At 45.7% G+C, this 25,242-nt stretch carries 24 protein-coding genes; 17 read left to right on the forward strand and 7 right to left on the reverse strand.

What is annotated here, in order from left to right; genetic code table 11:
• The first annotated feature begins 1 nt into the window (after position 1).
• From NAF19_RS18680 to NAF19_RS18705, 6 genes are all read left to right on the forward strand, one after another.
• On the forward strand, positions 2-940 hold the full coding sequence (locus NAF19_RS18680; RefSeq protein ID WP_252791849.1) for a transketolase family protein: 939 nt from the start codon (positions 2-4) through the stop codon (positions 938-940).
• Between the two features lie 11 nt (positions 941-951).
• Positions 952-2,307, forward strand: a complete 1,356-nt coding sequence (locus NAF19_RS18685) for an aminotransferase class III-fold pyridoxal phosphate-dependent enzyme (RefSeq protein WP_252791850.1) — start codon at positions 952-954, stop codon at positions 2,305-2,307.
• 67 nt (positions 2,308-2,374) lie between these two features.
• Positions 2,375-3,181 carry an SDR family oxidoreductase gene (locus NAF19_RS18690; RefSeq protein WP_252791851.1) on the forward strand — a complete coding sequence of 269 codons (807 nt, stop codon included), beginning with the start codon at positions 2,375-2,377 and terminating at the stop codon, positions 3,179-3,181.
• A gap of 123 nt (positions 3,182-3,304) precedes the next feature.
• Entirely contained in the window at positions 3,305-4,735 is a 1,431-nt protein-coding gene (locus tag NAF19_RS18695) for an N-acetylneuraminate synthase family protein (RefSeq protein WP_252791852.1), read from the forward strand.
• A 234-nt stretch (positions 4,736-4,969) separates the two neighbouring features.
• Positions 4,970-5,929: a sterol desaturase family protein gene (locus NAF19_RS18700; RefSeq protein WP_252791853.1), complete on the forward strand. Its 960-nt coding sequence runs from the start codon at positions 4,970-4,972 to the stop codon at positions 5,927-5,929.
• A gap of 11 nt (positions 5,930-5,940) precedes the next feature.
• Complete coding sequence (locus tag NAF19_RS18705) at positions 5,941-6,318, forward strand: DMT family transporter (RefSeq protein ID WP_252791854.1); 378 nt, start codon at positions 5,941-5,943, stop codon at positions 6,316-6,318.
• Between the two features lie 195 nt (positions 6,319-6,513).
• On the opposite strand, the gene NAF19_RS18710 is transcribed toward NAF19_RS18705, so the two are convergent.
• Positions 6,514-8,559: a M56 family metallopeptidase gene (locus NAF19_RS18710; protein ID WP_252791855.1), complete on the reverse strand. Its 2,046-nt coding sequence runs from the start codon at positions 8,557-8,559 to the stop codon at positions 6,514-6,516.
• 23 nt (positions 8,560-8,582) lie between these two features.
• A complete protein-coding gene (locus tag NAF19_RS18715; protein ID WP_252791856.1) occupies positions 8,583-8,981 on the reverse strand; it encodes a BlaI/MecI/CopY family transcriptional regulator in 399 nt (132 codons plus the stop codon).
• Positions 8,982-9,599: 618 nt separating this feature from the next.
• On the opposite strand from NAF19_RS18715, the gene mutL reads away from it, so the two are divergent.
• The 5 genes from mutL (at position 9,600) to radA (ending at position 15,884) form a co-directional block, all read left to right on the forward strand.
• Complete coding sequence (gene mutL / locus NAF19_RS18720; protein WP_252791857.1) at positions 9,600-11,456, forward strand: DNA mismatch repair endonuclease MutL; 1,857 nt, start codon at positions 9,600-9,602, stop codon at positions 11,454-11,456.
• A gap of 24 nt (positions 11,457-11,480) precedes the next feature.
• Positions 11,481-12,185, forward strand: coding sequence for a rhomboid family intramembrane serine protease (locus NAF19_RS18725; RefSeq protein ID WP_252791858.1), 705 nt, complete (start codon positions 11,481-11,483; stop codon positions 12,183-12,185).
• An 86-nt stretch (positions 12,186-12,271) separates the two neighbouring features.
• The gene (locus NAF19_RS18730) at positions 12,272-13,129 is read left to right on the forward strand and encodes a rhomboid family protein (protein ID WP_252791859.1); all 858 of its coding nucleotides are present in this window, start codon (positions 12,272-12,274) and stop codon (positions 13,127-13,129) included.
• Positions 13,119-14,228 carry an endonuclease/exonuclease/phosphatase family protein gene (locus tag NAF19_RS18735; RefSeq protein WP_252791860.1) on the forward strand — a complete coding sequence of 370 codons (1,110 nt, stop codon included), beginning with the start codon at positions 13,119-13,121 and terminating at the stop codon, positions 14,226-14,228. The genes NAF19_RS18730 and NAF19_RS18735 overlap by 11 nt, the downstream gene beginning before the upstream one ends.
• A 192-nt stretch (positions 14,229-14,420) precedes the next feature.
• Positions 14,421-15,884, forward strand: a complete 1,464-nt coding sequence (radA, locus tag NAF19_RS18740) for a DNA repair protein RadA (protein ID WP_252791861.1) — start codon at positions 14,421-14,423, stop codon at positions 15,882-15,884.
• Between the two features lie 95 nt (positions 15,885-15,979).
• On the opposite strand, the gene NAF19_RS18745 is transcribed toward radA, so the two are convergent.
• The 4 genes from NAF19_RS18745 to NAF19_RS18760 form a co-directional block, all read right to left on the reverse strand.
• Complete coding sequence (locus tag NAF19_RS18745) at positions 15,980-16,612, reverse strand: peptidase associated/transthyretin-like domain-containing protein (protein WP_252791862.1); 633 nt, start codon at positions 16,610-16,612, stop codon at positions 15,980-15,982.
• Positions 16,613-16,724: 112 nt separating this feature from the next.
• Entirely contained in the window at positions 16,725-17,003 is a 279-nt protein-coding gene (locus tag NAF19_RS18750; protein ID WP_252791863.1) for a NifU family protein, read from the reverse strand.
• Between the two features lie 225 nt (positions 17,004-17,228).
• Entirely contained in the window at positions 17,229-18,317 is a 1,089-nt protein-coding gene (locus NAF19_RS18755; protein WP_252791864.1) for an Mrp/NBP35 family ATP-binding protein, read from the reverse strand.
• Positions 18,318-18,461: 144 nt separating this feature from the next.
• A complete protein-coding gene (locus NAF19_RS18760) occupies positions 18,462-19,247 on the reverse strand; it encodes a Type 1 glutamine amidotransferase-like domain-containing protein (protein ID WP_252791865.1) in 786 nt (261 codons plus the stop codon).
• A 146-nt stretch (positions 19,248-19,393) separates the two neighbouring features.
• On the opposite strand from NAF19_RS18760, the gene NAF19_RS18765 reads away from it, so the two are divergent.
• From NAF19_RS18765 to NAF19_RS18790, 6 genes are all read left to right on the forward strand, one after another.
• Positions 19,394-19,912 carry a hypothetical protein gene (locus NAF19_RS18765; protein WP_252791866.1) on the forward strand — a complete coding sequence of 173 codons (519 nt, stop codon included), beginning with the start codon at positions 19,394-19,396 and terminating at the stop codon, positions 19,910-19,912.
• 730 nt (positions 19,913-20,642) lie between these two features.
• Entirely contained in the window at positions 20,643-21,221 is a 579-nt protein-coding gene (locus NAF19_RS18770) for a LemA family protein (protein WP_252791867.1), read from the forward strand.
• Between the two features lie 88 nt (positions 21,222-21,309).
• Positions 21,310-21,744: a TPM domain-containing protein gene (locus NAF19_RS18775; protein ID WP_252791868.1), complete on the forward strand. Its 435-nt coding sequence runs from the start codon at positions 21,310-21,312 to the stop codon at positions 21,742-21,744.
• Positions 21,745-21,754: 10 nt separating this feature from the next.
• A complete protein-coding gene (locus tag NAF19_RS18780; RefSeq protein WP_252791869.1) occupies positions 21,755-22,558 on the forward strand; it encodes a TPM domain-containing protein in 804 nt (267 codons plus the stop codon).
• A gap of 111 nt (positions 22,559-22,669) precedes the next feature.
• The gene (locus NAF19_RS18785; RefSeq protein ID WP_252791870.1) at positions 22,670-23,074 is read left to right on the forward strand and encodes a hypothetical protein; all 405 of its coding nucleotides are present in this window, start codon (positions 22,670-22,672) and stop codon (positions 23,072-23,074) included.
• A complete protein-coding gene (locus tag NAF19_RS18790) occupies positions 23,071-23,616 on the forward strand; it encodes an NUDIX hydrolase (RefSeq protein WP_252791871.1) in 546 nt (181 codons plus the stop codon). The genes NAF19_RS18785 and NAF19_RS18790 overlap by 4 nt, the downstream gene beginning before the upstream one ends.
• 111 nt (positions 23,617-23,727) lie before the next feature.
• Here the strand turns inward: NAF19_RS18790 and NAF19_RS18795 are convergent, their stop codons facing one another.
• Positions 23,728-25,131 (reverse strand): NHL repeat-containing protein, encoded by a 1,404-nt coding sequence (locus tag NAF19_RS18795; RefSeq protein WP_252791872.1) that lies wholly within the window; start codon positions 25,129-25,131, stop codon positions 23,728-23,730.
• Between the last annotated feature and the right edge of the window lie 111 nt (positions 25,132-25,242).

A 25,242-nucleotide genomic window follows, 5' to 3' on the forward strand; every position in this document is an offset into this window, starting at 1 on the left:
CATGACTTACGAAGAATTATTAACCGAAACCGCCCTGAACGACGATCGCTTTATAGTGATGACGGCCGAAAACAGGGCTTTAGTGCGCAATATACCAGCCAAATTAGGAAACAGGTTTATCGACACCGGCATAACCGAACAAACCATGATCGGCGCGGCCGCCGGTCTTGCGCTGCGCGGCCGTATACCGGTTGTGCACGCGCTTGCATCCTTTTTATCTATGCGGGCATTTGAGTTTATCCGTACAGATGCGGGCATCCCCAAACTGCCGGTTAAGCTGAGCAGCTTTATACCTGGGTTTTTGTCGGACGGAAACGGCCCGACGCACCAGGCGCTTGAAGACATCGCCCTGATGTGCGGCATCCCAAACATGACGGTTTTTGCGCCGGCAGATGAGGACGACCTGGTAAAAATGCTGCCGCAGGTATGGAAGCACCCCAATCCTTCATACGTACGCATCAACACCCGGAAAACCGATTACGCGCACGCACCTTTTGAGTGGGGAAAAGCAGAAGTTGTTTCTATTGGTGAAGATGTTACCATATTAACCTATGGGCTGTTGTTTGAACAGGCATTGATAGCGGCCGAAGTTTTAAAAAGCGAAGGGTTGAGCGTAGGCCTTATAAACATGCGCAGCCTAAAGCCGGTTGACGAACGCGCCATACTGGAAGCCACGCGCGAAAGCCGCCTCACCATAACGCTGGAAGACCATTTTCAAACAGGCGGCCTTTACAGTATAGTCGCCACCGTGCTGCTTAAGCATGGGCTTACCGCCAATGTATTGCCAATTGCATTGAATGAACGATGGTTTAAGCCATCGCTGTTGCCAAATGTGCTGCAGCACGAAGGTTTCACCGGGAAGCAAGTCGCCGAAAGAATATTGGGTTACAAAACTTTTTTCACTCAGCCTAAAATGGCCGTTCCTGAATTTTCAGAATAAAAAAATTGATTATGCCAAACACTGTAAAATTTAACCCCGATTACCCCGAAATAACTCAATCAAACAGCCTTTACGAACGCGCCTTAAAGGTGCAGAAGCCGGTTACGCAAACCCTGGCAAAAGGCCCGGGCCAGTTTACTAATGGTGTTGCCCCCAAGTACATTAAACGCGGGCAGGGTTCGCACGTATGGGATGTTGATGGTAACGAGTATATCGACTTCAATTCGGCAATAGGCCCTATTTCACTGGGTTACGCTTATCCCGCAGTTGATGAGGCGATAAAAAAGCAACTGGCTGATGGTATCACCTTTTCGCTGATGCACCCGCTGGAGGTTGAGCTTTCGGAGTTGATACAGGAAGTTATACCCAATGCCGAGGCGGTAAAAATATCGAAGACCGGGGCAGATGTATGTTCCGCAGCCATTCGCGTTGCCCGCGCCTTTACCGGTCGCGACAAAATATTTTGCTGTGGCTACCACGGCTGGCACGATTGGTATATCGGTATTACCAGCCGTAATGCCGGTATCCCTGAGGCTATCCAAAACATGACGTATACCTTCGAGTATAACGACATTGAAGCCATAAAAGCTGCGTTGGATGAAACCGTTGCCGCGCTGATTTTGGAGCCGTTTATTTTTGAAGCGCCTAAACCAGGCTTTTTGAAAGAACTGGCCGAAGTATGCAAAGCCAACGGAACGCTGTTAATTTTTGATGAAATGTGGACCGGTTTCCGCATTGCCATAGGCGGTGCACAGGAATATTTTGATGTGAAGGCCGACCTTGCCGTGTACTCAAAAGCCTGCGCCAACGGCATGCCGATAGCACTGCTTACGGGTCGCGCCGATGTAATGGAGTTGTTCAACTCGGAGGTGTTTAGCTACACCACCTTTGGCGGCGAGGCGCTGTCGCTGGCTGCCTGTATTGCTACCATAAATGAACTGCGAGATAAAAATGTACCACAGTATCTTGACGAAAAAGGCGCGCTGCTGAAAGACGGCTACAACACCCTCGCCATTGAAATGGGCACGGATATCTACACGCGCTGTATAGGCTACAACTGCCGTTCAATGGTGACATTTACCCCCGAAGCAGGCAATGCCCTTGAGGTAAAAACCCTGATGCAGCAGGAGATGATAAAGCGCGGCGTATTATGGGCCGGCTTCCATAACATGTGCTATAGCCATAGCGATGAGGACATAGCCTACACCCTTTCAGCCTATCGCGATGTAATGCCAATAATGAAAGAGGCTATACAAAGCGGCAACGTTAAACAGTACCTAAAAGGCGATGTGCTGGAGGCTGTTTTCCGCAAGGTGAGCAATTACAATATCAAACCAAAGAAAATCATTAGTTCATTGGTTCAATAGTTCATTGGTGGGCATAGCAACCTTTAATAACGAAAAGATACTAATGAACTAATGAGCAAGTGAACTAATGAACAACCTTTTCTCACTAAAAGATAAAACTGCAATTGTAACGGGCGCGCTTGGCCTGCTTGGTAAAAAACACTGCGAGGCCCTGGCATTAGTCGGCGCAAATGTAGTAGTTGCCGATCTGGATGAAAACGGCGCGGAAGCCTTTGCCGAAACGCTCGGCGAACAGCACGGTGGCCTTGGGATTGACGTTACCAACGAACGTTCCTTAAAAATTGCCCGTGATAAAATACTAACCCGCTATGGGTCGATTGACGTATTGGTGAACAACGCCGCGATAAACGACATGTTCGAGAATCCCGGCCTAGCTAAAGATCTCTCGGCATTTGAAAACTACCCGCTGGATGCGTTTAAAAAATCGCTCGACGTGAATATCACGGGCGTTTTCCTGGCATCGCAGGTATTCGGTACCGTAATGGCCGACCAAAACAGCGGCAGCATTATCAACATAGCTTCTACCTATGGCATGGTTGGCCCCGACCAATCTATCTACCGCAACGAATGCGGCGAACAAACCTTTTATAAGTCGCCGGTTTACCCGGTTACCAAGGGCGCGGTAATAAACTTTACTCGCTACCTGGCCGCTTACTGGGGTAACAAAGGCGTGCGGGTAAACACGCTTTCGCCGGGCGGGGTTGAGAATGCACAAAACGAATTTTTTATACAAAGCTATTCGGCCAAAACATTATTGGGCCGAATGGCAACAGCAACTGATTACCAGGGCGCGTTGGTTTTTTTGGCCAGCGAGGCCTCGGCATATATGACCGGTGCAAACCTGGTAGTTGATGGCGGATGGACCGCTATTTAACGCTTCACCCCGGTCCTCTCCAAAAGAGAGGGAGGCGTTCTTTTCTTATAGTCCTCTCCTTTGGAGAGGATTTAGGTGAGGCGGGGAGAACATTTTAAACAGAACCCTTAAATATTGATTGATATGTTAAACGAAAAACTTTCACGCATTAAATTACTCCTTACAGATTGTGACGGCGTATTAACCGATGGCGGTGTGTATTACGGCGAGACCGGCGAAGAGTTCAAGAAATTCGATATCCGTGACGGGATGGGTGTTGAAAGGCTGCGCAATTTTGCGGGTGTAACAACCGGCATTATTACCGGCGAACTTTCTCCCTCACTGATTAAACGTGCCGAAAAACTAAAAATAGCAGAGCTGCACTTAGGGGTGAAAGACAAACCTGCGGCATTTAAAGAAATTTTAGCCCGACTGGAACTGCAACCTGAAGAAATAGCCTACATAGGCGACGATACCAATGATTTGGAGGTGATGAAGCTTGCCGGCGTTACCGCTTGCCCGGCTGATGCCATATCTTTTATAAAAGAAGTTGCCGGCATAATATGTGAGGCAAAAGGCGGACAGGGATGCTTCAGGGAATTTGCTGAGATGATTATCGCGTCGCATCAAACTTCGGCAAAAGCAGCTTCTTCTGCCAACAGCGTAATTGAACTAAATACCGGTAAGAAAATAGGGAAAGGAGAACCCTGCTATATAATCGCCGAGATTGGTATCAATCACAACGGTTCGCTCGAAATTGCCAAACAGCTGATTGATGAAGCGGTTGCCGCCAAAGCCAGCGCTGTAAAATTCCAGAAAAGGACCCCCGAGATTTGCGTGCCAAAGGATCAATGGGATATTATGCGCGATACGCCATGGGGCCGGATTACTTACATCGATTACAAACGTAAAACTGAATTTGGCATTGCCGAATATGCAACCATCGATCAATATTGTAAAAAGCAGGGGATTGACTGGTTTGTATCAACCTGGGATGTTGAGGCGGTTGATTTTATGGAACGTTTTGATACCCCTTTGTATAAGCTGGCCTCGGCCTCGTTAACCGATTTTCCGCTGATAAACCGGATATTGTTAACAGGTAAACCTTTGATGCTATCAACAGGCATGTCGACCTACAAAGAAATTGAAGATGCCGTAAACCTGGTAAGGGCATTTGATGAAAATTACCCTTTGCTGGTTGCTCATTCAACATCGGCATACCCATGCAAACCCGAAGAGCTGAACCTCAAAATGATACAGACGCTTGGTGATAAATACCCTGGCCTCCCAATAGGCTATTCGGGTCACGAAACCGGCCTTGCTACTACCGTAGCAGCGGTATCATTAGGTGCAACATTCGTAGAGCGCCATTTTACCCTCGACAGGGCCATGTGGGGTTCTGACCATGCCGCATCCGTAGAGCCACAAGGCTTCCAGCGCCTGGTACGCGATATTCATGATGTGGAAACTGCCACCGGGGATGGTGTAAAAAAAGTTTATGAATCTGAACTTGGGCCGATGAAAAGGTTGAGGGTTAATATTGGGGAAGAGTATAGGGATAAATCATTAGCATAACATTTATTATTCGTCAACCAGCGCCAATACAAAACCGCGCGTCATTGCGAGGAACGAAGCAACCTCTACATAGGACATTCAAGGACCTTAATGTCCGTGCGAACCTGTAATCCGGCTGTCCGTTCACCTTGTACATTTTGCTTTATTGATTTGCATGCGTAGAGGTTGCTTCGTTCCTCGCAATGACGAATTGGTGAGTGCTCTGTGCATTATTGTATGTATCGGCAATAGAAAATGACATTAATTCAAACAACAACCACCATCCTCATCTGCTGGGTTATTTTAATCATAGCATGGGAACGTATATCGCCCTACCGAAAAGGCTTGCCCTTTTTTAGGGAGGGTTTTTGGGTGGATTTGGTTTGGTACACGCTTATCCAAAGCTATGTGCTTAAAATTTTAATATTTGATTTTATCATTGCACCACTGCAGCACAGTATTGCCTGGCAGGGCTTTGCGTTTTTTAAAAGCTGGAGCATAGCCGAACAGGTGCTGTTCTTTTTGATTACCCATGATCTGTATATCTATCTCTTCCACCGGCTGCAACATGCCAGCAAACTGCTTTGGCGCACGCACGAGGCGCATCATTCGGGTAAGGAAGTTGATTTTTTAGCGGGCTCGCGTTCGCACGCAGTTGAGATTATTATTAACCAGACCATTGAATTTGCACCAATTGTTATCCTGGGCGCCCACCCGGAAGTTATCCCTATAAAGGCTATGCTCGATGCTATGTTCGGTATGTTTATCCATGCAAATATTAACGTTAAGCTGGGCAGGCTGAAATATATTTTTAACTCGCCGGAGCTGCATTTGTGGCACCATGCCAATTACCGCGAGGTTTTCCATGCTAACTTCTCAACCAAGTTTGCTATTTGGGATTATCTTTTTGGCACGGTTTACGACCCTGGGTTTAAACCCGGTAACCAGCCCGAAAACTGGGGACTCTATTACGACTATCCGAAAGATTATTTTTTACAGCACGCTTTTTCAGTAAAACGTTTTGACGAAAAGGGCCTGCTAAAATATAAATGGTTTCGGCGCTATTACAAATCAAGGCCAGCCATTATCATCATAATTAAGAAACTTTTGCGGCTGAATAAAAACGCCATTGTTGTCAGGATGCACAAACGTAGCCCGGAGCCTGTGTTGATTGAAAATAATGAACGCGAAAATTTAATATCGAATAACAAGTAAATATAAACCTGGTGGCCTGGATCTACTTATTACTAGCTGCGCTTTGTGAAACGGCGTGGACATTTTGCCTGAAGCTGATGAAATTCAGCGACCTTAAAGCGTTACGGTTCGCCAATTTATACCGCTGGCACGGTGGCGGCTCCGTGATTAGTCCTTTTGTTGGCTATCTTGTTTTTGGTCTGGCCAACATCTACCTGTTTTCGATGGCGATAAAACAAATTTCAACAGCTACCGCCTTTGCCGTGTGGACAGCCGTTACCCTTTTATTGATTAAAATTGCCGAAACCACATTTTTTAATCAGCGCACTTCGTGGATCGAAGTGTTTTTTTTGATGCTGATAATGGTGGGAATAATCGGGTTGAAAACCTATGCAATGCAGGTTAAATAAGTAGTTTGGGGTTTCGCAGGCACTCCTTTTTTGTCATTCTGAACGTAGTGAAGAATCTTATTCTAGCGATTTTTGCGCTTGAAGGTATGCGCATCACTTTTTTAGCGTATACGTATCAATTGTATAAGATTCTTCACTACGTTCAGAATGACAAGCTTTTTTATCTTTTGAACACCCTTGTTTAAAAAGACAGCCCTACTTGTCGGTTGTTTCGTCGCTGGATTCTGACGATTCATGCCTGCTGTAATTCCAGTTCACTTTGTCGCCTGATTTTTTTACAAATATCCTTAGTAGCTGCTGGTGAAGCTCTTCGGGCTGTAACAGACCATCAACGGTTAATCTTTTATTGCTTAACGACATTTCGAAGTCTTTTCTATCTTTTATTATCCCCTTTTTTATGAGGATGTCGGCGGCCTCTTTCATCCTTCCATCTGGTTTGAGCGGCGGGATGGGTGGCGTTGGGGCCATAGCTGCCATTGGCGGCATTGCCGGCATCGGGGTCATTGATTGCATCGATGCCATAGCCATTGGCTTCATCGGGACCATGGGTGTCATAGGCTTAACGGGCATAGGTGGCATTGGTTTCATTGATATTGCTGCAACAGGGGCCATGGCGGGCATCGGGGTCATTGCCATCATTGGGGCCATAGGCGGCACAGGTTGGGTTATATCTGCATATTCATCAAGCAACTCATCAATTTTCTCACGGTTTTCGCTCACCGGCTTTGGCTCACCGTTAACATAAAATGATTCTACCATTTTGCGGTCCATAAAAACCTGGTACAGTGTGCCGTCCTTTTTAAAAAGATAGGTTGCTTTAGCTTTACCGTTTTTACTTTGATGCAGCATCATGACAGTACCATCACCAACTTCGCCCGGCTTGTATATCTTAATCTTGCCATTCATGGTGTCCTTTGCCGCTACCGGTGCCTCGCCGGCTTCGGCTTGTTTTGTTTGTTCGTTTTGCTTTAAAAGGGCATCAATTTGCGGTGCGTATTTACCCACCTGGCTGTTCGGCACTGTTTTGCCATTTACCTTAAGGTCGCTGATTTTTGAACCGGTTTTATTGAACTTATAGATTTTGTTGTCCTTTTTAAAATAGTAAAGGACCTTAGGATCTACCGTGGTGGTATGTTCTTTGGTTTGCTGATGTTTCGCAACTGATACCTTTACCGGGGTGTTTTTATTTTCTTTATTGGCCGAAAATGCAACTGTGCAAAATCCGGCGGCCACCAAACAAATGGTGAGCAGCGTTTTTTCCATGATATTTAATGATTGGTTATGATTGTTTACCATGCGTTTAACACGGTTTAATAAATTGCTTTTGTTATTGGCCAGCGCCATGCTTAAGCCTGGTGCCTGGTATTCCTGGCAGCTTAACAACGCCTGTATATAGCCGTATTTGCTGCTGGCCTGTTCAAGGGCAATATCGTCGCAGCAGTTTTCGCGCTCGGCTTTAATTAGCTGTGATATCCAAAGCACGGCTGGGTTAAAAAAGAACACGATCTCCATAAAACTTTGCAGCAGGTTCACCAGGTAGTCGCGGCGGCGGATATGCGCCAGTTCGTGTACCAGTATGGCTTCTACTTCGTCGGTTGATAGTGCGTTTATAAATCCTACGGGAATCAATATTAGTGGCTTAAAATGCCCTATCACCATGGGTACCTTTGCAATGCCCGATTCCACTATGCCGATAACCTGTTTTATTTTGAGATGAGCGGATAACTGGCGCAGCCTGTCGTTCCAATATTTATCCAGCGCCTTTATTTTGGTGTTTTTAAGCTGGTAAACTTCGTAAACGCCGGCTGCCAGCTTAATACTTTTGGCACAGATAATTAAAAACCATATTAATACAATGGTATTGCTGTGCTCATTTAAATAACCTACCAGGATACTGCCGACGCTTTGTTTCGCTTTGTAGACAGGGGAAGCATTGCTTTCCTGCTGTATAACCGCCACATTGGCCGCTGCCGCATTACCCGTGTTTACAATAACCGTGTGCCGGGCTTCTGTCAACTGCAGCTGCCCTAAAAAGGTAACCACGGTGCCACAGGCAAACAACAGCATGGCGGCAATAAGCAGGTTATATCTTACTGCCGCGCTTTGTCTTTTGGTAAAAACCACAACCAGGCCTCCCACAACAGCAAGCAATACGCCCTGCCATAACGAATGCATTAATGTATTGCCCAAAGCTTTAATAAGCTGGCTGCTTAGTAAGCTGCCTGTTGCTGAAAGTTCCATACTGTTGGTTTATTATCGGGTTATTATTCTTTATCTAATTTATTAAGCAGGTCTTTTATCGCTTTTATATCTTCTTTCGAAGGCGTATTATTGCCCAGTATCTGCATCACCAGGCTGCTTGACGAACCTTTGTACATGGTATCTACAAACTTATTCAGCAGGTGATTTTTTGTTTTTTGTTCTTCCTCAACAACAATGTATACATGCTTCATCTGGCTCTCGTCGCGTTTTAATATTTCCTTATCAACCATAATTTGCATCAGCTTTAGGGTTGAGGTGTAGTTAACATCCCTTTGCTCGTTCAGCTTATCGTTTACAAAACGAACCGTAGACGGACCGTGCTCCCAAAGCACCTGCAGTATCTCCAGTTCTGATTTTGTAGGGTCGAATTTGCGGCTGTTTTTTTCCTGTTCTGAATTCATAACACAAACGTAGGAATAATTTCGTACGAAACAAGCGATACCTTTATTTTTTTGAAAATATTTTAGCAAAAGGTGATTTTGGCATATTAAGAAGCGCGCTGCCCTTGTTAGTTTGTGACCAAAAAGCGGGGAACAGGTTGTGTACAAAAAGCCGGCAGACAGCTCCGGGGCATCCGGGAAAATACAAACATCAACGGATTATTGGCGGTAATAAGCGTAACGACAACGAAAATTACTGACACTAATTTGTCAGTACTTTTCGCATTTTTGCGTATCAGAAAAGATTAAAAAGTGCGTTATTATCGAAGAAACAAGCTTTTTAGTCACCCAGGGTGACTTTTTACTGTTCCACCCTGTTCCTTATGTTTCAGTGTGAACAGGAACAGTTTTTATTGCCCTTGCGCCTTTGTTAGTCTTATGCCCAAAAAGTGGAGGGACATCCTGATGTGCAAAAAGCAGGCGCACTGTTCTGCAGCATCCTGCAAAACACAAACATCATCGGTTGTTGGTGACAACACCAACAACGGCGTCGAAAAACTATCCTATTATCAACCCCCAAACTATCCCGTCAAATATTTAATTTAGCAGCGAAAACGAACTGAAGGGAATTATTACAAAATGCCAGACATTATACAGCTTTTACCAGATTCCGTTGCCAACCAAATAGCCGCAGGCGAAGTGGTACAAAGGCCGGCATCTGCCGTAAAAGAGCTTATAGAGAACTCGATAGACGCAGGGGCCGATAAAATACAGCTGATTGTTAAGGATGCAGGCAAATCGTTGATCCAGGTGATTGATAACGGCGCCGGTATGAGCGTTACCGATGCGCGCATGTGTTTTGAACGCCACGCCACCTCGAAAATACGCAAGGCTGAAGATCTTTTTGCCATCCGCACCATGGGTTTCAGGGGCGAGGCTATGGCATCGATAGCGGCAATTGCCCAGGTTGAGTTGAAAACCCGCCGCCACGAGGATGAGCTGGGTACCTGTATCACCATTGAGGGTTCGGAAGTTTTGAGCCAGGAGGCCTGTTCGGCCAATACGGGCACATCTATATCCATTAAAAATTTATTTTACAACACCCCGGCGCGCCGTAACTTTTTAAAAAGCAATTCGGTGGAGATGCGTTATATCATCGACGAGCTGCAGCGGGTAGCGTTGGCGCACCCGGAGATATTTTTTACCCTGCACCATAACGGGCAGGAAGTTTATCATTTGCCGGGCACCACGTTAAAGCAGCGTATCATCCACCTGTTTGGCAATAATTATAACGAACGGCTGGTGCCTGTTGAAGAAGATACCAGCGTAATTAACCTGCGTGGCTTTGTTGGCAAGCCCGAATATGCGAAACGTACCCGCGGCGAGCAGTTCTTTTTTGTAAACAACCGTTTTATAAAGGATGCTTATTTAAACCACGCGGTGCTGATGGCCTTTAAAGAGCTGCTGCCCGAAGATACCTTCCCGCTGTATGTGCTGTTTATCGATATAGACCCAAGTAAAATTGACATCAACGTTCATCCTACAAAAACGGAGATAAAATACCAGGACGAACAAACTATTTACGCCATTATCCGGTCGGCTGTAAAACGCTCATTGGGCAGGTATAATATCACGCCGAGTCTTGATTTCGACCAGGAAAACAGCATTGAACATTTGGTAACGCCGATACCTATAGAAGAAATTGTGCCGCCAACCATCAGTTTTAATCCTAACTATAACCCGTTTAATAACGACCGGCAGGTAGCGCACGATGCACCGGTATATAAAAGCGCCAGCGACTACCGTAGCTCGCCTATACCATCAAACTGGGATACGCTGTACGAAATCACCAAAAAGGATGTTAATATACAGCAACAGGTTTACGAGGAGAAAAGCATAGCTGTTGATGAACAGGAACTGAACAAGGCAAGCGAGCGGCAACTGTTCCAGTTGCAAAACAGGTTTATTTTGTCGCAGATAAAATCGGGGTTTATGCTGATCAACCAACAGGCGGCGCATGAGCGTATATTGTACGAGCGTTTTTTGCAGCAACTGCAAAATCACTCGGGAGTAAGCCAGCAAAGTTTGTTCCCGGAGTCGGTTACGTTAAATAGCAGCGATTTTGAGTTGTTAAAAGAACTTTTACCCGATATTCGTGCACTGGGTTTTGACATCCGGGAGTTTGGTAAAAATACGGTGGTGGTTGAGGGCGTGCCGGCCGATTTGAACAATGCATCGGAAAACGAAATACTGGAGCAACTGCTGGAGGGCTTTAAAAATAACCAGAGTATTTTAAAACTTGACAAACGCGACAACCTGGCCCGCAGCTTAGCGCGCAATGCTGCAACGAAAGCCGGCGTTAAGATGTCATTAGAAGAAATGAATGAACTGATTGACCAGCTGTTTGCCTGCCAGATGCCAAATGTTGCGCTAAATGGTAAGCTGGTAATTACTACATTTACACTGAACGAACTTTTAGAACGATTTGAAAAATAGCCCTGCGGGGAATAATAAAAATTTATGAGCGTATACAGGCAATCACCATTCGCCAATTTAACACCGGTTGTAAAAAACCTGCTGATAATCAATTTGATTTGTTTTTTACCATTTGTGGTGATGAACAACGATATGTATGATAATCTCGTCGTAAAAAATGTAGGTGAGTTTTATTTTAACTCGCCACTGTTCAAAGTGTGGCAAGTATTTACTTACATGTTTTTCCACGGTGGGTGGACGCATATTCTTTTTAATATGTTTGCCTTATTTTCTTTCGGCCCAATTCTCGAATATTCTATGGGCCCCAAAAAGTTCTTAAACCTTTATCTTATTTGTGGCATCGGCGCCGGTTTATTACAAATGCTTGTACAGGCGATAGCCGTTCATTCCCTCACCGGCAACTTCACAATGCCGCATTTTTCAATCGAGGATCCTTCAATTCCTGATCAAATAAAAGCGATATATTATGGTCCTGTTATAGGTGCATCCGGAGCTGTTTTTGGTGTTCTGGTGGCCTTCGCTATGCTTTACCCCAATATGGAGTTGATGATGATGTTTATACCCGTGCCGGTTAAAGCAAAGTATCTTATTATTTTTTACATAGGGCTGGAAATATATCTTGGTTTCGGCCAGTTTGCCGGCGACAACGTTGCCCACTTTGCACACATTGGCGGAGCTATATTTGGCTTTTTATTGATAAAAGCCTGGAATTTACGACGAATACAATAGCCCAACTTTTTACAAATTGTAAAATCGGGAAAGTCCAACAACTTTTTCTTAAAATATTAGTTATCAGCTAATAAGTACTTACAGCTATGAATACCCTTTGGCAAAACATACAACATAAAATGCTGCGTTCGGGCAGTAAATTGAACCTGCTTATCGGTATTAATATTATTGCCTATTTATTGGTAAACATTACCGATACCTTAGGCAGATTCTTTTTTAACTCGGCGATAATAAGCTTTTATAGTAACGAGTACTTGTTGCTATCTCCCAACTTACAAACATTACTTACACATTTTTGGACGCCAGTAACCTATATGTTCATGCATGCCGGGGTCTTCCACATCCTGTTTAATATGCTTTGGCTTTACTGGTTCGGGCAGATATTTGAAGAATACCTGGGCAAGCAACGGACGCTGGGGTTATACTTTATGGGCGGCCTTGCCGGTGCGTTTTTGTTCGTTTTATGCTACAATGCGTTGCCTGTATTCGCGGGTCGCGATGCTGCGCTGGTTGGCGCATCAGCCAGTGTGATGGCAATAATTATTGCAACGGCTACATTACTGCCAGACTACACCATTTCGCTGATATTAATAGGTCCAGTTAAATTAAAATGGATAGCCTTGTTTATTCTGTTTATCGATTTTCTGGGCATAGTAGGCCCCAACGCAGGTGGCGAAATTGCCCATATGGGTGGTGCTTTAATCGGGTTTGTCTATATTAAACAACTACAAAAAGGCAACGATTGGATTGCCGGCATTGCCAATATTTTTAAAGCGAAACCTAAATTAAAGGTGGTTTCAAAAAATTCTTCCGGAAAATCAACCGGGAAGCCGCGACAAGAAGAAATAGACCTTATCTTAGACAAGATTTCCCAGTCGGGCTACGACAGCCTCAGCAAGCAGGAAAAAGAGATATTATTTCGCGCAAGCAGTAATGAAGGCTAAAAAAAAGCTATCCTTTATCGATAAGATCATCCTTTGGCTAAACGGCCTCCTTTGTTTTGCGTTACTGCTCAGCTACCTCGCCCCGGTTGTAGATCCTAAAACTTTCTGGCTCATTGCTTTTTTCGGCCTGGCTTACCCGCTATTGCTGATAGGTAATATTGTGTTCGTGGTTTTTTGGGCCATTCGCCGCAGCCGGTATGTTTTTGTGTCTATTATTTGCATAGCAATTGGCTATAATGTATTGGCAAATAATCTTCAATTGCGCCTCAGTGATTCCTTTTCGGCCGGTCCCAATTCGTCAGTTGTACACATGATGACCTATAACGTGCACAATTTTAAGCGCTATGGGTCAGGCAACGATATCTCAACCAAGCGAGATATTTTGGAGATGATTAATGAAAATCATCCCGATGTTATCGGTTTCCAGGAGTTTTATACGCGCAACGTTGGGCAATATGACATGCGCGACTCGATATTAAAAATAATGAATACCACCTGGTATTATTTTGAACCGGTATTGGCCAACAGCCAGGAGGCCCTAGGACTGGCTATATTTTCGAAATTTCCGATAGTCGCACATGGGAATATCCCTTTTGCCAGCAAAATGAGCGAAAACTCATGCGTTTATATCGACGTTAAAAAAGGCGACAAGATATTCAGGGTGTACAGCCTGCACCTGCAATCCATAAGGTTTGACCCGGAAGATTATAAATACCTCAATAGCATAGCCAACAAGGGTAAAACCGAAGGTTCATCGGCCCGGCGCCTGGGCAGCAAATTAAAGCTTGCTTTCATCAAACGCAGCGACCAGGTGGTGAAAATAAAGGAACACGCCGCAAAGTGCCCTTATCCGTACATCATCTCCGGCGACTTTAACGACACCCCGGCATCATACGCCGTAAACCAAATGGCCAAGGGTTTAAAAAATGCTTTCCGCGAATCAGGCTCCGGCTTTGGACGAACCTATAATGGCGATTTCCCGAACTATCAGATTGATTATATTATGACAAGTCCACAGTTTGATGTCCATAATTATTTGATCATCCAGAAAAAGCTGTCGGACCATTACCCGGTGAAGGCTGATTTGGTGCTGAAATGATTTTTTTAACCGCAGAGATACAAAGAATGCACAGAGAGCACTGAGAGAAAAAAACATTAACATTTACACCATTATCCTTTCAATCTCTGTGTTCTCTGTGCTTCCTCTGCGCACTCTGTGGTTAAATTAGCGGATTATTTTAGAAATTGCTATTATTTTTAGTAAATTCGTATTCGAAAATTCAACATCAAATTGGCTAAATCAAAAATCGCATATTTCTGCCAGAGTTGTGGCTACGAAGCAGCGAAATGGCTGGGCAAATGCCCGTCGTGCGCGCAATGGAACACTTTTGCCGAAGAAATTATCGAGAAGGCAAATACCTCAGTGCCCAATTGGAAAAGTAACTCCACCACCCAGCAGCGCGCCAATAAACCCATACAGGTGGCCGATATTACCTTTAACGAAGAAGACCGCCTGTTAACTCCCGACAATGAATTTAACCGCGTTTTAGGCGGCGGCATAGTAGCAGGATCATTGGTGCTGATAGGTGGCGAGCCGGGCATTGGGAAATCAACCCTGATGCTGCAGCTGGCTTTAAATATGCCCAACCTGAAGGTGCTGTATGTATCAGGCGAGGAAAGCGAACGGCAAATAAAAATGCGGGCTGAACGGTTGGCAATAGCCCCCCAGCCCCCTGAAGGGGGAGCGGAAACTGCCGGGTTAGCCATTAACACTCCCCCTTTAGGGGGCCGGGGGGCCTGCTATATCCTTACCGAAACATCAACCCAGAATATCTTTAAGCAGATTGAAGAACTGGAACCGGACCTGGTGGTAATTGATTCGATACAGACTTTGCATTCGGCGCATATCGAGTCGACGCCGGGGAGTGTATCACAGGTGCGGGAGTGCACTGCCGAGATGCTACGCTTTGCCAAGGAAAGCTCCACGCCTGTGTTTTTGATAGGCCATATTACCAAAGACGGCATGATAGCCGGCCCAAAGATACTGGAGCATATGGTTGATACCGTTTTGCAATTTGAGGGCGACCGCCACCATGTGTACCGCATATTGCGTACTGTAAAAAACAGGTTTGGCTCATCGTCGGAACTAGGGATTTATGAAATGCTTGGCGAGGGGCTGAGAGAAGTATCTAACCCGTCGGAAATATTGCTGTCGCAGCGGGATGAACCGTTAAGTGGCATCACCATATCAGCTACATTGGAAGGCATGAGGCCTATGTTAATTGAAACGCAGGCCCTGGTAAGCGATTCGCCTTATGGCACACCGCAACGTACCGCAACTGGCTTTGATACCAAACGGATGAGCATGCTGCTGGCCGTGTTGGAAAAACGCTGCGGCTTTAAACTGGGCGCCAAGGATGTGTTTTTAAATATAACAGGTGGCATTCGCGTTGAAGACCCGGCGATTGATTTGGGGCTTGCCGCTGCCATTATATCCTCGCACGAGGACATGCCTATCTCATCGAAAACCTGCTTTGCCGGTGAGATTGGCTTATCTGGTGAAATCCGTGCTGTAAACCGGGTGGAGCAGCGCATCGCCGAAGCACAGAAGCTGGGATTTGAGCAGATATTTATATCGAAATACAACATCCCGCAGGGGGGAAATGATAAAAAGAAAATGGACCTGTCGCGCTATAAAATTGATGTAAAGGTTGTTAGTAATATTGAGGAGGTTTTTGGGTTGTTGTTCGGGTGATAAAAGCAGTTCAACAGTAGAGACGCAATACTTGCGTCTTTAATCCGAAAATTCTATGTAGATACGCAAGTGTTGCGTCTCTACAGCGGAGCGCCTTAATTGCTCGGCGCCCTGGCTTTATCCCCGTCAGAAATTTCTTTGATCAGGCTTCCCCAGTTGAAAGGGTTTAGCAGCGGGTTAGTAATGGAGTGCGAGTTAACTACATTATTATGAAAATCCTGGAAACCATTCATTTCTGAACCGTCGCGCGGCAGGGTGCGTTGCAGACTAAGGATTGAGGAACGACTGAGGTTTTTTTGTGCGATGGCCAAATCGTCATCGGCAATTTTCATCGATATAAAATCTTTCCTGAACTCCTCGGTAGTGGCCCATGGGAACACTCTGAATACCGGCAGGTTAATAATTTGCGGTTTGAGTGCTACTTGTACAGTATAGCTTTTCGAGGTTACGTTGGATGGTATAACTACCGTTTCGGATGCATAGCCCACACACGAAAACCGGACGGTGTCGCGCTCATGTGCCGGGAATGAGAAATAGCCTTTGTAGTTGGCAACATAAACCTGGCTTTGGTTAGTGGTGTTAACTATACTTACATAAGGCACAATTACGCTGGTGCTATCGGCGTTGTGCACAATACCGGTAAACTGTACTATAGGCCTTTCCTGCTGCTGCGCAATGGCTGCCGCTGTTATAAACAGAAAGAATAAAAGGCCAATTAGTTTTTTCATTTTAGGGGTATGCTGTTTATCTCTTTTACAGATTTTCAGAATAAAAGTTTCAAACGTTCAACAAAAATAATTTATTGCCGCAAATAGTGTGGCAATTTAACAAAACTTAACACTACCTCAAGTTTTCGGGCAACACTGCGTTAGGGTCATCAATGTCTGTAAGGTTTATAGCCTCAACAGCAGTAATTTCAGGCACCGCCTTTTTTATTGCCTCCTCAATGCCGGCCTTAAGTGTCATGATGCTCATTGGGCACGACTCGCACGAGCCAAGCAATTTGAGCTTAACCACATTATCCGGTGTAATCTCCTCAACCGAGACATTCCCCCCATCTGTAAGCAAATACGGACGAATCGTGTCCAACGCTGCTTCCACCTGTTCTAATAAACTCATTTGTACTTATTTATAAAGTAAAGTTATTAAATATTTTTAATTTATACACAAATGCCGACCAGCAACTGCAACGCTGGTGCATTTTTATGCACCCGTCGGCCAGGCCTTGTAGAAAGCTGCGTACCTACGGTACGCTAAATACTATTGTTTTATTTTCTACCAAGCTTAGCCCTTATGGGGGCTATCCCGTCCCAACGCTGATATTGCCAGGCCGGATTCAGTCGCCTAAATCTGATCTGCATTTGCCTTTTCGAAGGCCTTTGCGTTGCTTATGGCAACCTGTTGCGCTACACTTTTAGCCATATCAATAAACGCTTTGGCCATTATGCTGTCGTCATCCAAAACAATCGGCTTGCCGGCGTCGCCACTTTCGCTTATGCCTTTTACCAATGGTATTTCGCCTAAAAACGGAACCTCCAGTTGTGCGGCAAGCTTTCGCCCTCCACCCTGGCCGAAGATGTAATATTTGTTTTGGGGTAGTTCGGCCGGGGTAAAGTAGGCCATGTTTTCAACTATGCCTAATATCGGCACATTAATGGCTGGCATCATGAACATGCCTATACCTTTTTTTGCATCGGCAAGGGCCACATTTTGCGGTGTAGTAACTATTACCGCCCCGGTTACCGGGAAGGTTTGCGTTACTGTAATGTGTATATCGCCGGTGCCGGGTGGCAGGTCAATTACCAGGTAATCAAGGTCGCCCCAGTCGGCATCGTTAAATAATTGTTTAACCGCCGTTGATACCATTGGTCCGCGCCACGGTACAGGCTGGCTCGGGTCGGTGAAAAAACCTATCGAGAGCAGTTTAATGCCATACTTCTCTATCGGCTGTATGCGGGTTTTGCCTTCAACTTCCCTCGCCATTGGCCGCGAACCCTCCAGGCCGAACATTATGGGTATTGACGGGCCATAAATATCTGCATCTATCAACCCCACCTTTGCACCGGTTTTTGCCAGCCCGAGTGCCAAATTAACAGCAACGGTTGACTTACCAACACCGCCCTTGCCCGATGCTACCGCTATAATGTTTTTAACCCCCGGCACGCCGGTGTTTTTTTGCGATGTAACGCGCGATGTCATGTTGATGTGCACCTCGGCTTCTTTGCTTACAAAATAAAGTATAGCGTTCCGGCATGCGTTTTCAATCATCGCCTTTAGCGGGCATGCGGGCGTTGTTAATATTACCGAAAAGCTAACGCGGTTGCCTTCAATAACAATATCCTGTATCATGTTCAGGGTTACCAGGTCTTTTTTTAAGTCCGGCTCCTCAACATTGCCAAGGGCTTCTAAAACTTGTTCACGGGTTATGGCCATAATTACTAGCAAACTTACTCAATGCAAGCCGCATTAGTGTCATTTGAATGATAGTTTAGTTTGAGTCCGAAAGTAGGAGAGTCCGAAGTCCGAAAGACGAAGTTGTTGGGGAAACGCTTTTGGTTTTAAAGGAATCCCATAATCCTAACTTATGATTGTAGGTTCCAATATCTTTTCTGCAATTGCGCCGCTTTCAACCGATACCTGGTAAACCTTGCTTTTGGCATCGCTGGCGAGTACTTTGGCTATCGCTGTTCCTTCAAAATAGAGGCCTGCGTTTTCATCAAGGCCGTAACCTGGTTTTATATCGCCCTTTAAAACCATATCCTGGTAGGTGGTTGCGCGTGTAGGCGACGAATGGTAATGCGGGCTTACACTGCCTTTTAAAAACCCGAGGCTTTTAACGCTGCTTAAAGCTTTGGGCCGCGAGTCGGAAAGGCCCTCATGAAACCAGCATATTGCCCCGGCGCTTGAGCCTGTTAAAACAATACCCTTCTCCCAGGCTGTTTTTAATATTTTATCGATTCCATGTGCCTGCCAGAGGGCAATCATATCCAGGATGTTGCCACCCGGTACTAAAATGGCATCAGCAGCCAGCAGCGATTCTTCGAAGGATATTTTTTGCGTGGACGATTCGATGAATACCTTTTGCACGTATGGCTCGGTAGAAAACTTTTTAAGGTTATCGAGCATGTAATTGATGTATCCCTGGTTATCTCCCGATGCCGTTGGCAACACGCAAATCTTCGGTTTTTCCTTGCCGGTTAACCCAATCAGGTACTTAATCCATGGCGGACCGTAAGCGCCACCCGTAACCAATATCTTTTTTAATGGCTTTGGGTTTGATGAGGCGGCTGCCAACATATTACAGGAAAACGATAGCCCGGCCAATGCGATGGCAGATTGAGTGATGAATTTTCTGCGTATCATGTTTTAAAGATAGTCCGAAAGTCGGAAAAGTCCGGAAAGTCAGTAAATAAAAAGCGTTCTTTTCGATATATTTGATAAATCGATCATGATTTGAAGGCAACCCTAATGCCTCGCAGTTCAAACTTTTAATTAAACTCTTTTTACAGATGAAAAAATTAACACTTTTAACCGTGGGCCTGCTTTTTGGCCTTTGCGCATTAGGGCAACAGGTAACAACAGACATTTTTACTGCAACCGCTCCCTCCGGGGCGGCCAAACTTACCGGGCAGGCCTTACAGGATTACGTTCATAGTAACTACAAAAAGACACTTGTGCCATCAAACCAGGAGGATACCTATCTTGCTGACGGAGTGATCGTTTGCTTTTGGGGCCTGCCCGCAGGCACTGTAAAATCGAAGCCTTTGGAAGAAATGCAAACCCGGATGGTTGAGGTACTGCAAAAAAACAATACCGTTAACTACGCCCGCATTGAAACCATAAACAATACCCGGTTTTTAATTTATGAGTTTGAAAGCGATGGCGAGGCTTATATCAGGTATCGCTCGGATCCTAATTCAAAAGAGCAGACCCTTAATGGCATCATCCAATTCAAGGCAACCGACAAGGATAAGGCCCGCCAGGATTTAAAAGAGCTTTTGGCGAGCATGCATTTTAAAGAACAATAAAATGTTGATGGCTACCGCTGCTTTCAGATAGTACGATGAGCTTTGGCTAAAGCCGACGGCAATGAATTGACAAGAATTTTTTCATTGCCGTCGCTTTTAAGCGAAGGAGCATAAATAATGAAGAGGGGCTTTAGCCAAAAATAAGGAAGCGACAATTTGAAGCAAGCCTGGCTAAACATTAATCGGTGAAATCAAACCCAATGGTGCAATCAGATTGTCGCTTAATCACGAAACGTTCCGATGGAACGTAAAACCTCTTCGTGAATTTTTCTACCGACGAAGTGCTCCTATGGAGCACACTGCAGCTTCGTCCCGATGGGCAATGTCATTAAGTTAAGGAAACCAAAGCGTAAAGCCCCCTCTAAATCTCCCCCGGTTGGGGAGACTTTAGCTTCGCCCGCGTTTAATTTTTTTCAAGTCCTCCCTAGCGGGGAGGATTTAGGTGGGGCTAATTCCCTTAACTTAATGACATTGCCCTTAGGGACGTTTGGTCGGTAGAAAAAAATTAATGAATTGATAGTGTTCCGTTAGGAACACATGGTGATATGCGACAATTTGATTTACGCCCACCCCAGTCGGTGAAATCACTTTAATATAGTATATTTACAAAAAGCAAATTGCCATATTGGCACATAAATTTGGTTTTGTAACAACGGTATGCGGTTTGCTATCTAATTTGTAAATATACATCCCGGCAACAGGCCGGGCTAAAATCCTAAAGAAAAAACATATGAAAAACTTACTAATAGTATTGGGCATTATCATTGTGATTGTGCTCGTTGGCTCATGCAGTTATAATGGCATTGTTAAAAAAGATGTGGTTGTGAAGGCAAAATGGTCGAATGTACAATCTGACTACCAGCGCCGCAGCGATTTGATCCCCAACCTGGTTGCTACCGTAAAAGGTGCCGCTAACTTTGAAAAAAGCACATTGGTTGATGTTACCAACGCCCGCGCCAAAGCAACATCAATACAGGTTGACGCCAGCAAGCTGGATGCTGAACAGATACAAAAATTCCAGGCCGCACAGGGCGGGCTGAGCCAGGCACTCGGCCGGTTACTTGTAGCATCGGAAAATTACCCGGAACTGAAATCGAATGCAAACTTCATGGGCCTGCAATCGCAATTGGAAGGGACCGAAAACCGCATCAATGTTTCGCGCCGCGATTTCAATGATGCAGTGCAGGACTATAATGGCAGCGTGCGATCATTTCCTGCTGTTATTTTTGCCAAAATTTTTGGATTTAGCGAAAAATCAGGCTTTGCAGCAGATGCCGATTCACAAAAGGCGCCTAAAGTAGCATTCTAATTAGTGAAGGACTGAATTAGTGATTAGTTTTTCTTCAATCACTAATTCACACTTAAAAAACTAATGCATTCTTAAAAACAGTACCCACATGGCCGTATTTAACGACGAGGAGCAGCAGCGCATCCGCAGCGCAATTGAAAGTGCCGAGAAGAATACCTCGGGGCAGATTAGGGTTTGTATTGAAAAAACCTGTAGCGAGGATGTGCTTGATCGTTCCGCCAAATATTTTCACCAGCTGGACATGCACAAAACCCGGCTGCGCAATGGCGTGCTGATATACGTAGCCACTGTCGACCGTAAATTTGCCATTATTGGCGATGCCGGAATAAATAAAGTGGTCCCGGACAACTTTTGGGATGACACCAAAGAACAGATGTTGAACCAGTTTAAATACGGCAACCTGGTTGAAGGGATTGTTACCGGGCTTACCATAGCCGGCGACAAACTGAAGCAATACTTTCCGCACCAAAGCGATGGCAGCAATGAAATATCAGACGATGTAGCCTTTATGGATGGCGAATAAACATAACCCCATGTTAAAAAAACTAATTTTATTTTCATCCTTGTTGTTGATCGGCTTTATAGCCTTTGCACAGCAACTCCCCCCAAAGTCGAACACGCTGGTTACCGATTATACGGGCACGCTTCGCGACCAGGAAAAGGGCTTGCTTGAGCGCAAGCTTGTTACTTTTGCCGACTCAACCTCGACACAAATTGCGGTGGTAATTATTAAGTCGGTCGGCGATTATGATATTAACGACTATGGCCAAAAACTGGGCCGCGCCTGGGGCATAGGCGAAAAAGGCAAAAATAATGGCATCCTGGTTTTGGTAGCCCTTATTGACCATAAAGTTGCTATACAAACAGGCTTTGGCGCTGAGGGCGCAGTAACAGACCTTGCCACACACGAGATTATTACCAATGATATCGTCCCCCGGTTTAAGCAACAGGATTATTATGGAGGCCTTGATGCAGGCACCACGAAGCTGATGCAGTACATGAAAGGCGAGTACAAGGCTACCAAAAAAGTGAAAGGCGACGATGGCGGCGGCTTCCCAATTGGGCTTGTTGTAGTTATTGTAATTGTAATACTTGTTATCGTTTTCAGTAAACGAGGCGGAGGTGGTGGCCATATTATTGGCAGCCGCGGTGGCGCAAGTCCGTTCTGGTGGTTTTTAGGTGGCGCCTTGCTTGGGCGCGGTAGCGGCGGCTGGGGCGGTTTTAGCGATTCCGGCGGCGGCTTTGGTGGTGGCTCATCAGGCGGCGACAGCGGCGGTGGTTTCGGCGGCTTTGGCGGCGGTGACTTCGGCGGCGGCGGCTCGAGCGGTAGCTGGTAATTCAGTTGGCAGTTTTGAGTGGGCAGTAGGCAGTAAAAGAACCACAGGTGTAGACGCAATGCCGACATTGATTGTGTTAAATGAAAATACTGAAACAGCGGCGCGAAATTTATGTACAAGGAAAGCTTTATAGATAACGAAATCCGCAAACTTGCGCTTATTTTTGCCCGGTTGATGGGGCTAAAGGCCGATGGAAAAGCTGATGAATTTGTACAGCTTGCTGATAGCACGCTTTTAAGCGAGTATAATATCGATTGGGACGAATTGCCGGGTATGCCTTTAAATGATTTTGAGGCGCTGCTGCAAAATAGCAATTACAACGCCGATAAGCTTGATGTGCTGGCACAAATTTTATACCTGCGCGCTGAACCCTTTGATGCCAGCGATAAAACGTTAGTCTGCCTCCAAAAAGTGCTGCTTATTTTTGACATGCTCGAGAAAAAATACCACGGGCAATCGCTCGGTAACATTAACAAAAGAAATTTTATCAATCAATATCTGCATAACAATTCATGAAGGACCTTAGGTGGAAAAAATTATCCTCCCATTATTTACACAAAGGCCCCTGGGCCACCCTGCGCAGCGATCGTTGCGAAATGCCTGACGGGCGAATAGTTGAAGACTACTACGTTTTAGAGTACCCCAATTGGGTAAATGCCGTTGCCATTACCGACGACAACAAGATTTTAATGGTACAGCAATACCGCCATGCTGCGGAGATCGTATCGATAGAATTACCTGGCGGGGTTATAGAGGCAGGCGAAAGCCCGGAAGCTGGCCTGAAACGCGAACTGCTGGAAGAAACCGGTTACCAGTTTGACGATTTTGAGCTGCTGTGTGTTACCTACGCCAACCCATCCACCGCAAATAATTATACATCGTGCTACCTGGCACGGGGCGGCCGCAAAGTGCAGGACCAATCGCTTGATGAACACGAAGAACTTATAGTTGAAACTTTTACTATCGATGAAGTAAAGCAATTGCTGGCCGAAAACAAAATAGCCCAGGCACTGCATTGCACCGGGCTTTTTTATGCTTTTGAAAAATTGAAAAGTTAAGGCGAGTGGCTAAGATTTGTCAACTTTTTGAAAGTTGACAAATCTCTTCATTATCAAATCCTTTCATCCGCACATCTTCGTATTTGCATCCCGCACGTGGGGGCACTTCAACTAAGGCTTTTTCACCACCGTTAACTTCCTGATGCAATTATTGTCCTGGTCGGCTACATAAATGTTTCCTGATGCATCAACGGCTATCCCCTGCGGATTGCTGAACAGGGCTGTTGCACCGTCGCCGTTTGTAAAGCCCGATACATTTAATGTGCCGGCTAAAATATACAATACGTTTGCGGTAGTGCATTCAATTATGCGCCCGCCTTCATCGGCTATAAAAATATTACCCTGGCTATCCAGCGCTAATGCCGATGGGAAGTTGAGCAGCGTTGTTTGCGTCGGACCGCCTGCTATTGTGGTTACTACACCGGCAGACGTAATTTTACGGATGGCTGAGTTGCCTTGGTCGGCCACATAAACATTTCCGGCTGCATCAACTGCCACGCCGTTGGGCGTATCAAACGCAGCTGCCGTTCCTGTTGCGTTTACATAGCCTGCGGTTTTAACCCCGGCAAGCGTAGTTACCACGCCGGCGCTGGTGATTTTGCGGATAGCGTTATTGCCCCGGTCGGCTACGTAAATATTACCCGAAGCATCAATTGCCAGGCCGGCCGGGTTGTTAAACTGGCTGGCTGTGCCGGTGGCATTTACAAAGCCCGCGGTACCGCTGCCTGCAAAAGTGCTTACGACACCACCCGCTGTTATTTTACGGATTACGTTATTACCAAAATCGGCCACATAAATATTACCTGCGCCGTCTGCAACTATCCCCTGCGGGCCGTAAAATTCTGCATCAGCAGCGGCGCCTTCGGTATAGCCGAGCGTGCCTTTACCGGCAAATGCACTAACCGTGCCGCCAGGATTTACAAAACGGATGCGGTTATTAAATGAATCAGCCACATAAATATTGCCTGCGGCATCCACGGCAACACCGCCCGGGTTGTTGAACTGTGCTGCAGTACCCAACCCGTTATTATATCCTGCAGTGCCGCTACCTGCAAGTGTCGAAACCGTAGTAACCAGCCCGCTAAGCGCTGAGGCGGTAGTAAATTGCACCGCCGCGCCGTATGCCGTCCCGCTGCTGTTGCTGGCGTAGGCCCTTGCGTAGTAAGTTGTAGCCGCAGTTAGTCCGGTTAGTGCGCAGGAAACCTGGGCGGGCAGCGCCGATAGGTTATTCAAATCGGCGGCCACTTTGGTATCAGCCGTAGTTGGCGTTTTGTTGGTGGCGCTGTAGCAAACACCTGCAGTAGTCACAACACTGGTGCCGGCATCTGTTATGCTGCCACCGCTCTGCGCCGTCGTCGACGTTAAGTTGATAATTAATGCGTCGGTGGTAATGGTGGGTAATGTTGTAGTAGACGTTGTGGTTGTGGTGCTGCTTTTTTTACAGCTGTTAAATAGCAACGCAATCGAGATGAACAAGGCAGGCAAAAGCACTTTGCCGAAATAGGGGGTTTTCATGCAAATAAGATTAAAAGGGTGTAAATGTTTAATTCATGCAGCTTACGCTATAGTATTCGTTATTTAACTGCAAGTATATTAATTGTATTATGGATGTGTAAAAATTTAACA

It is taken from the genome of Mucilaginibacter flavidus (assembly GCF_024055575.1).
GTDB lineage: Bacteria > Bacteroidota > Bacteroidia > Sphingobacteriales > Sphingobacteriaceae > Mucilaginibacter > Mucilaginibacter flavidus.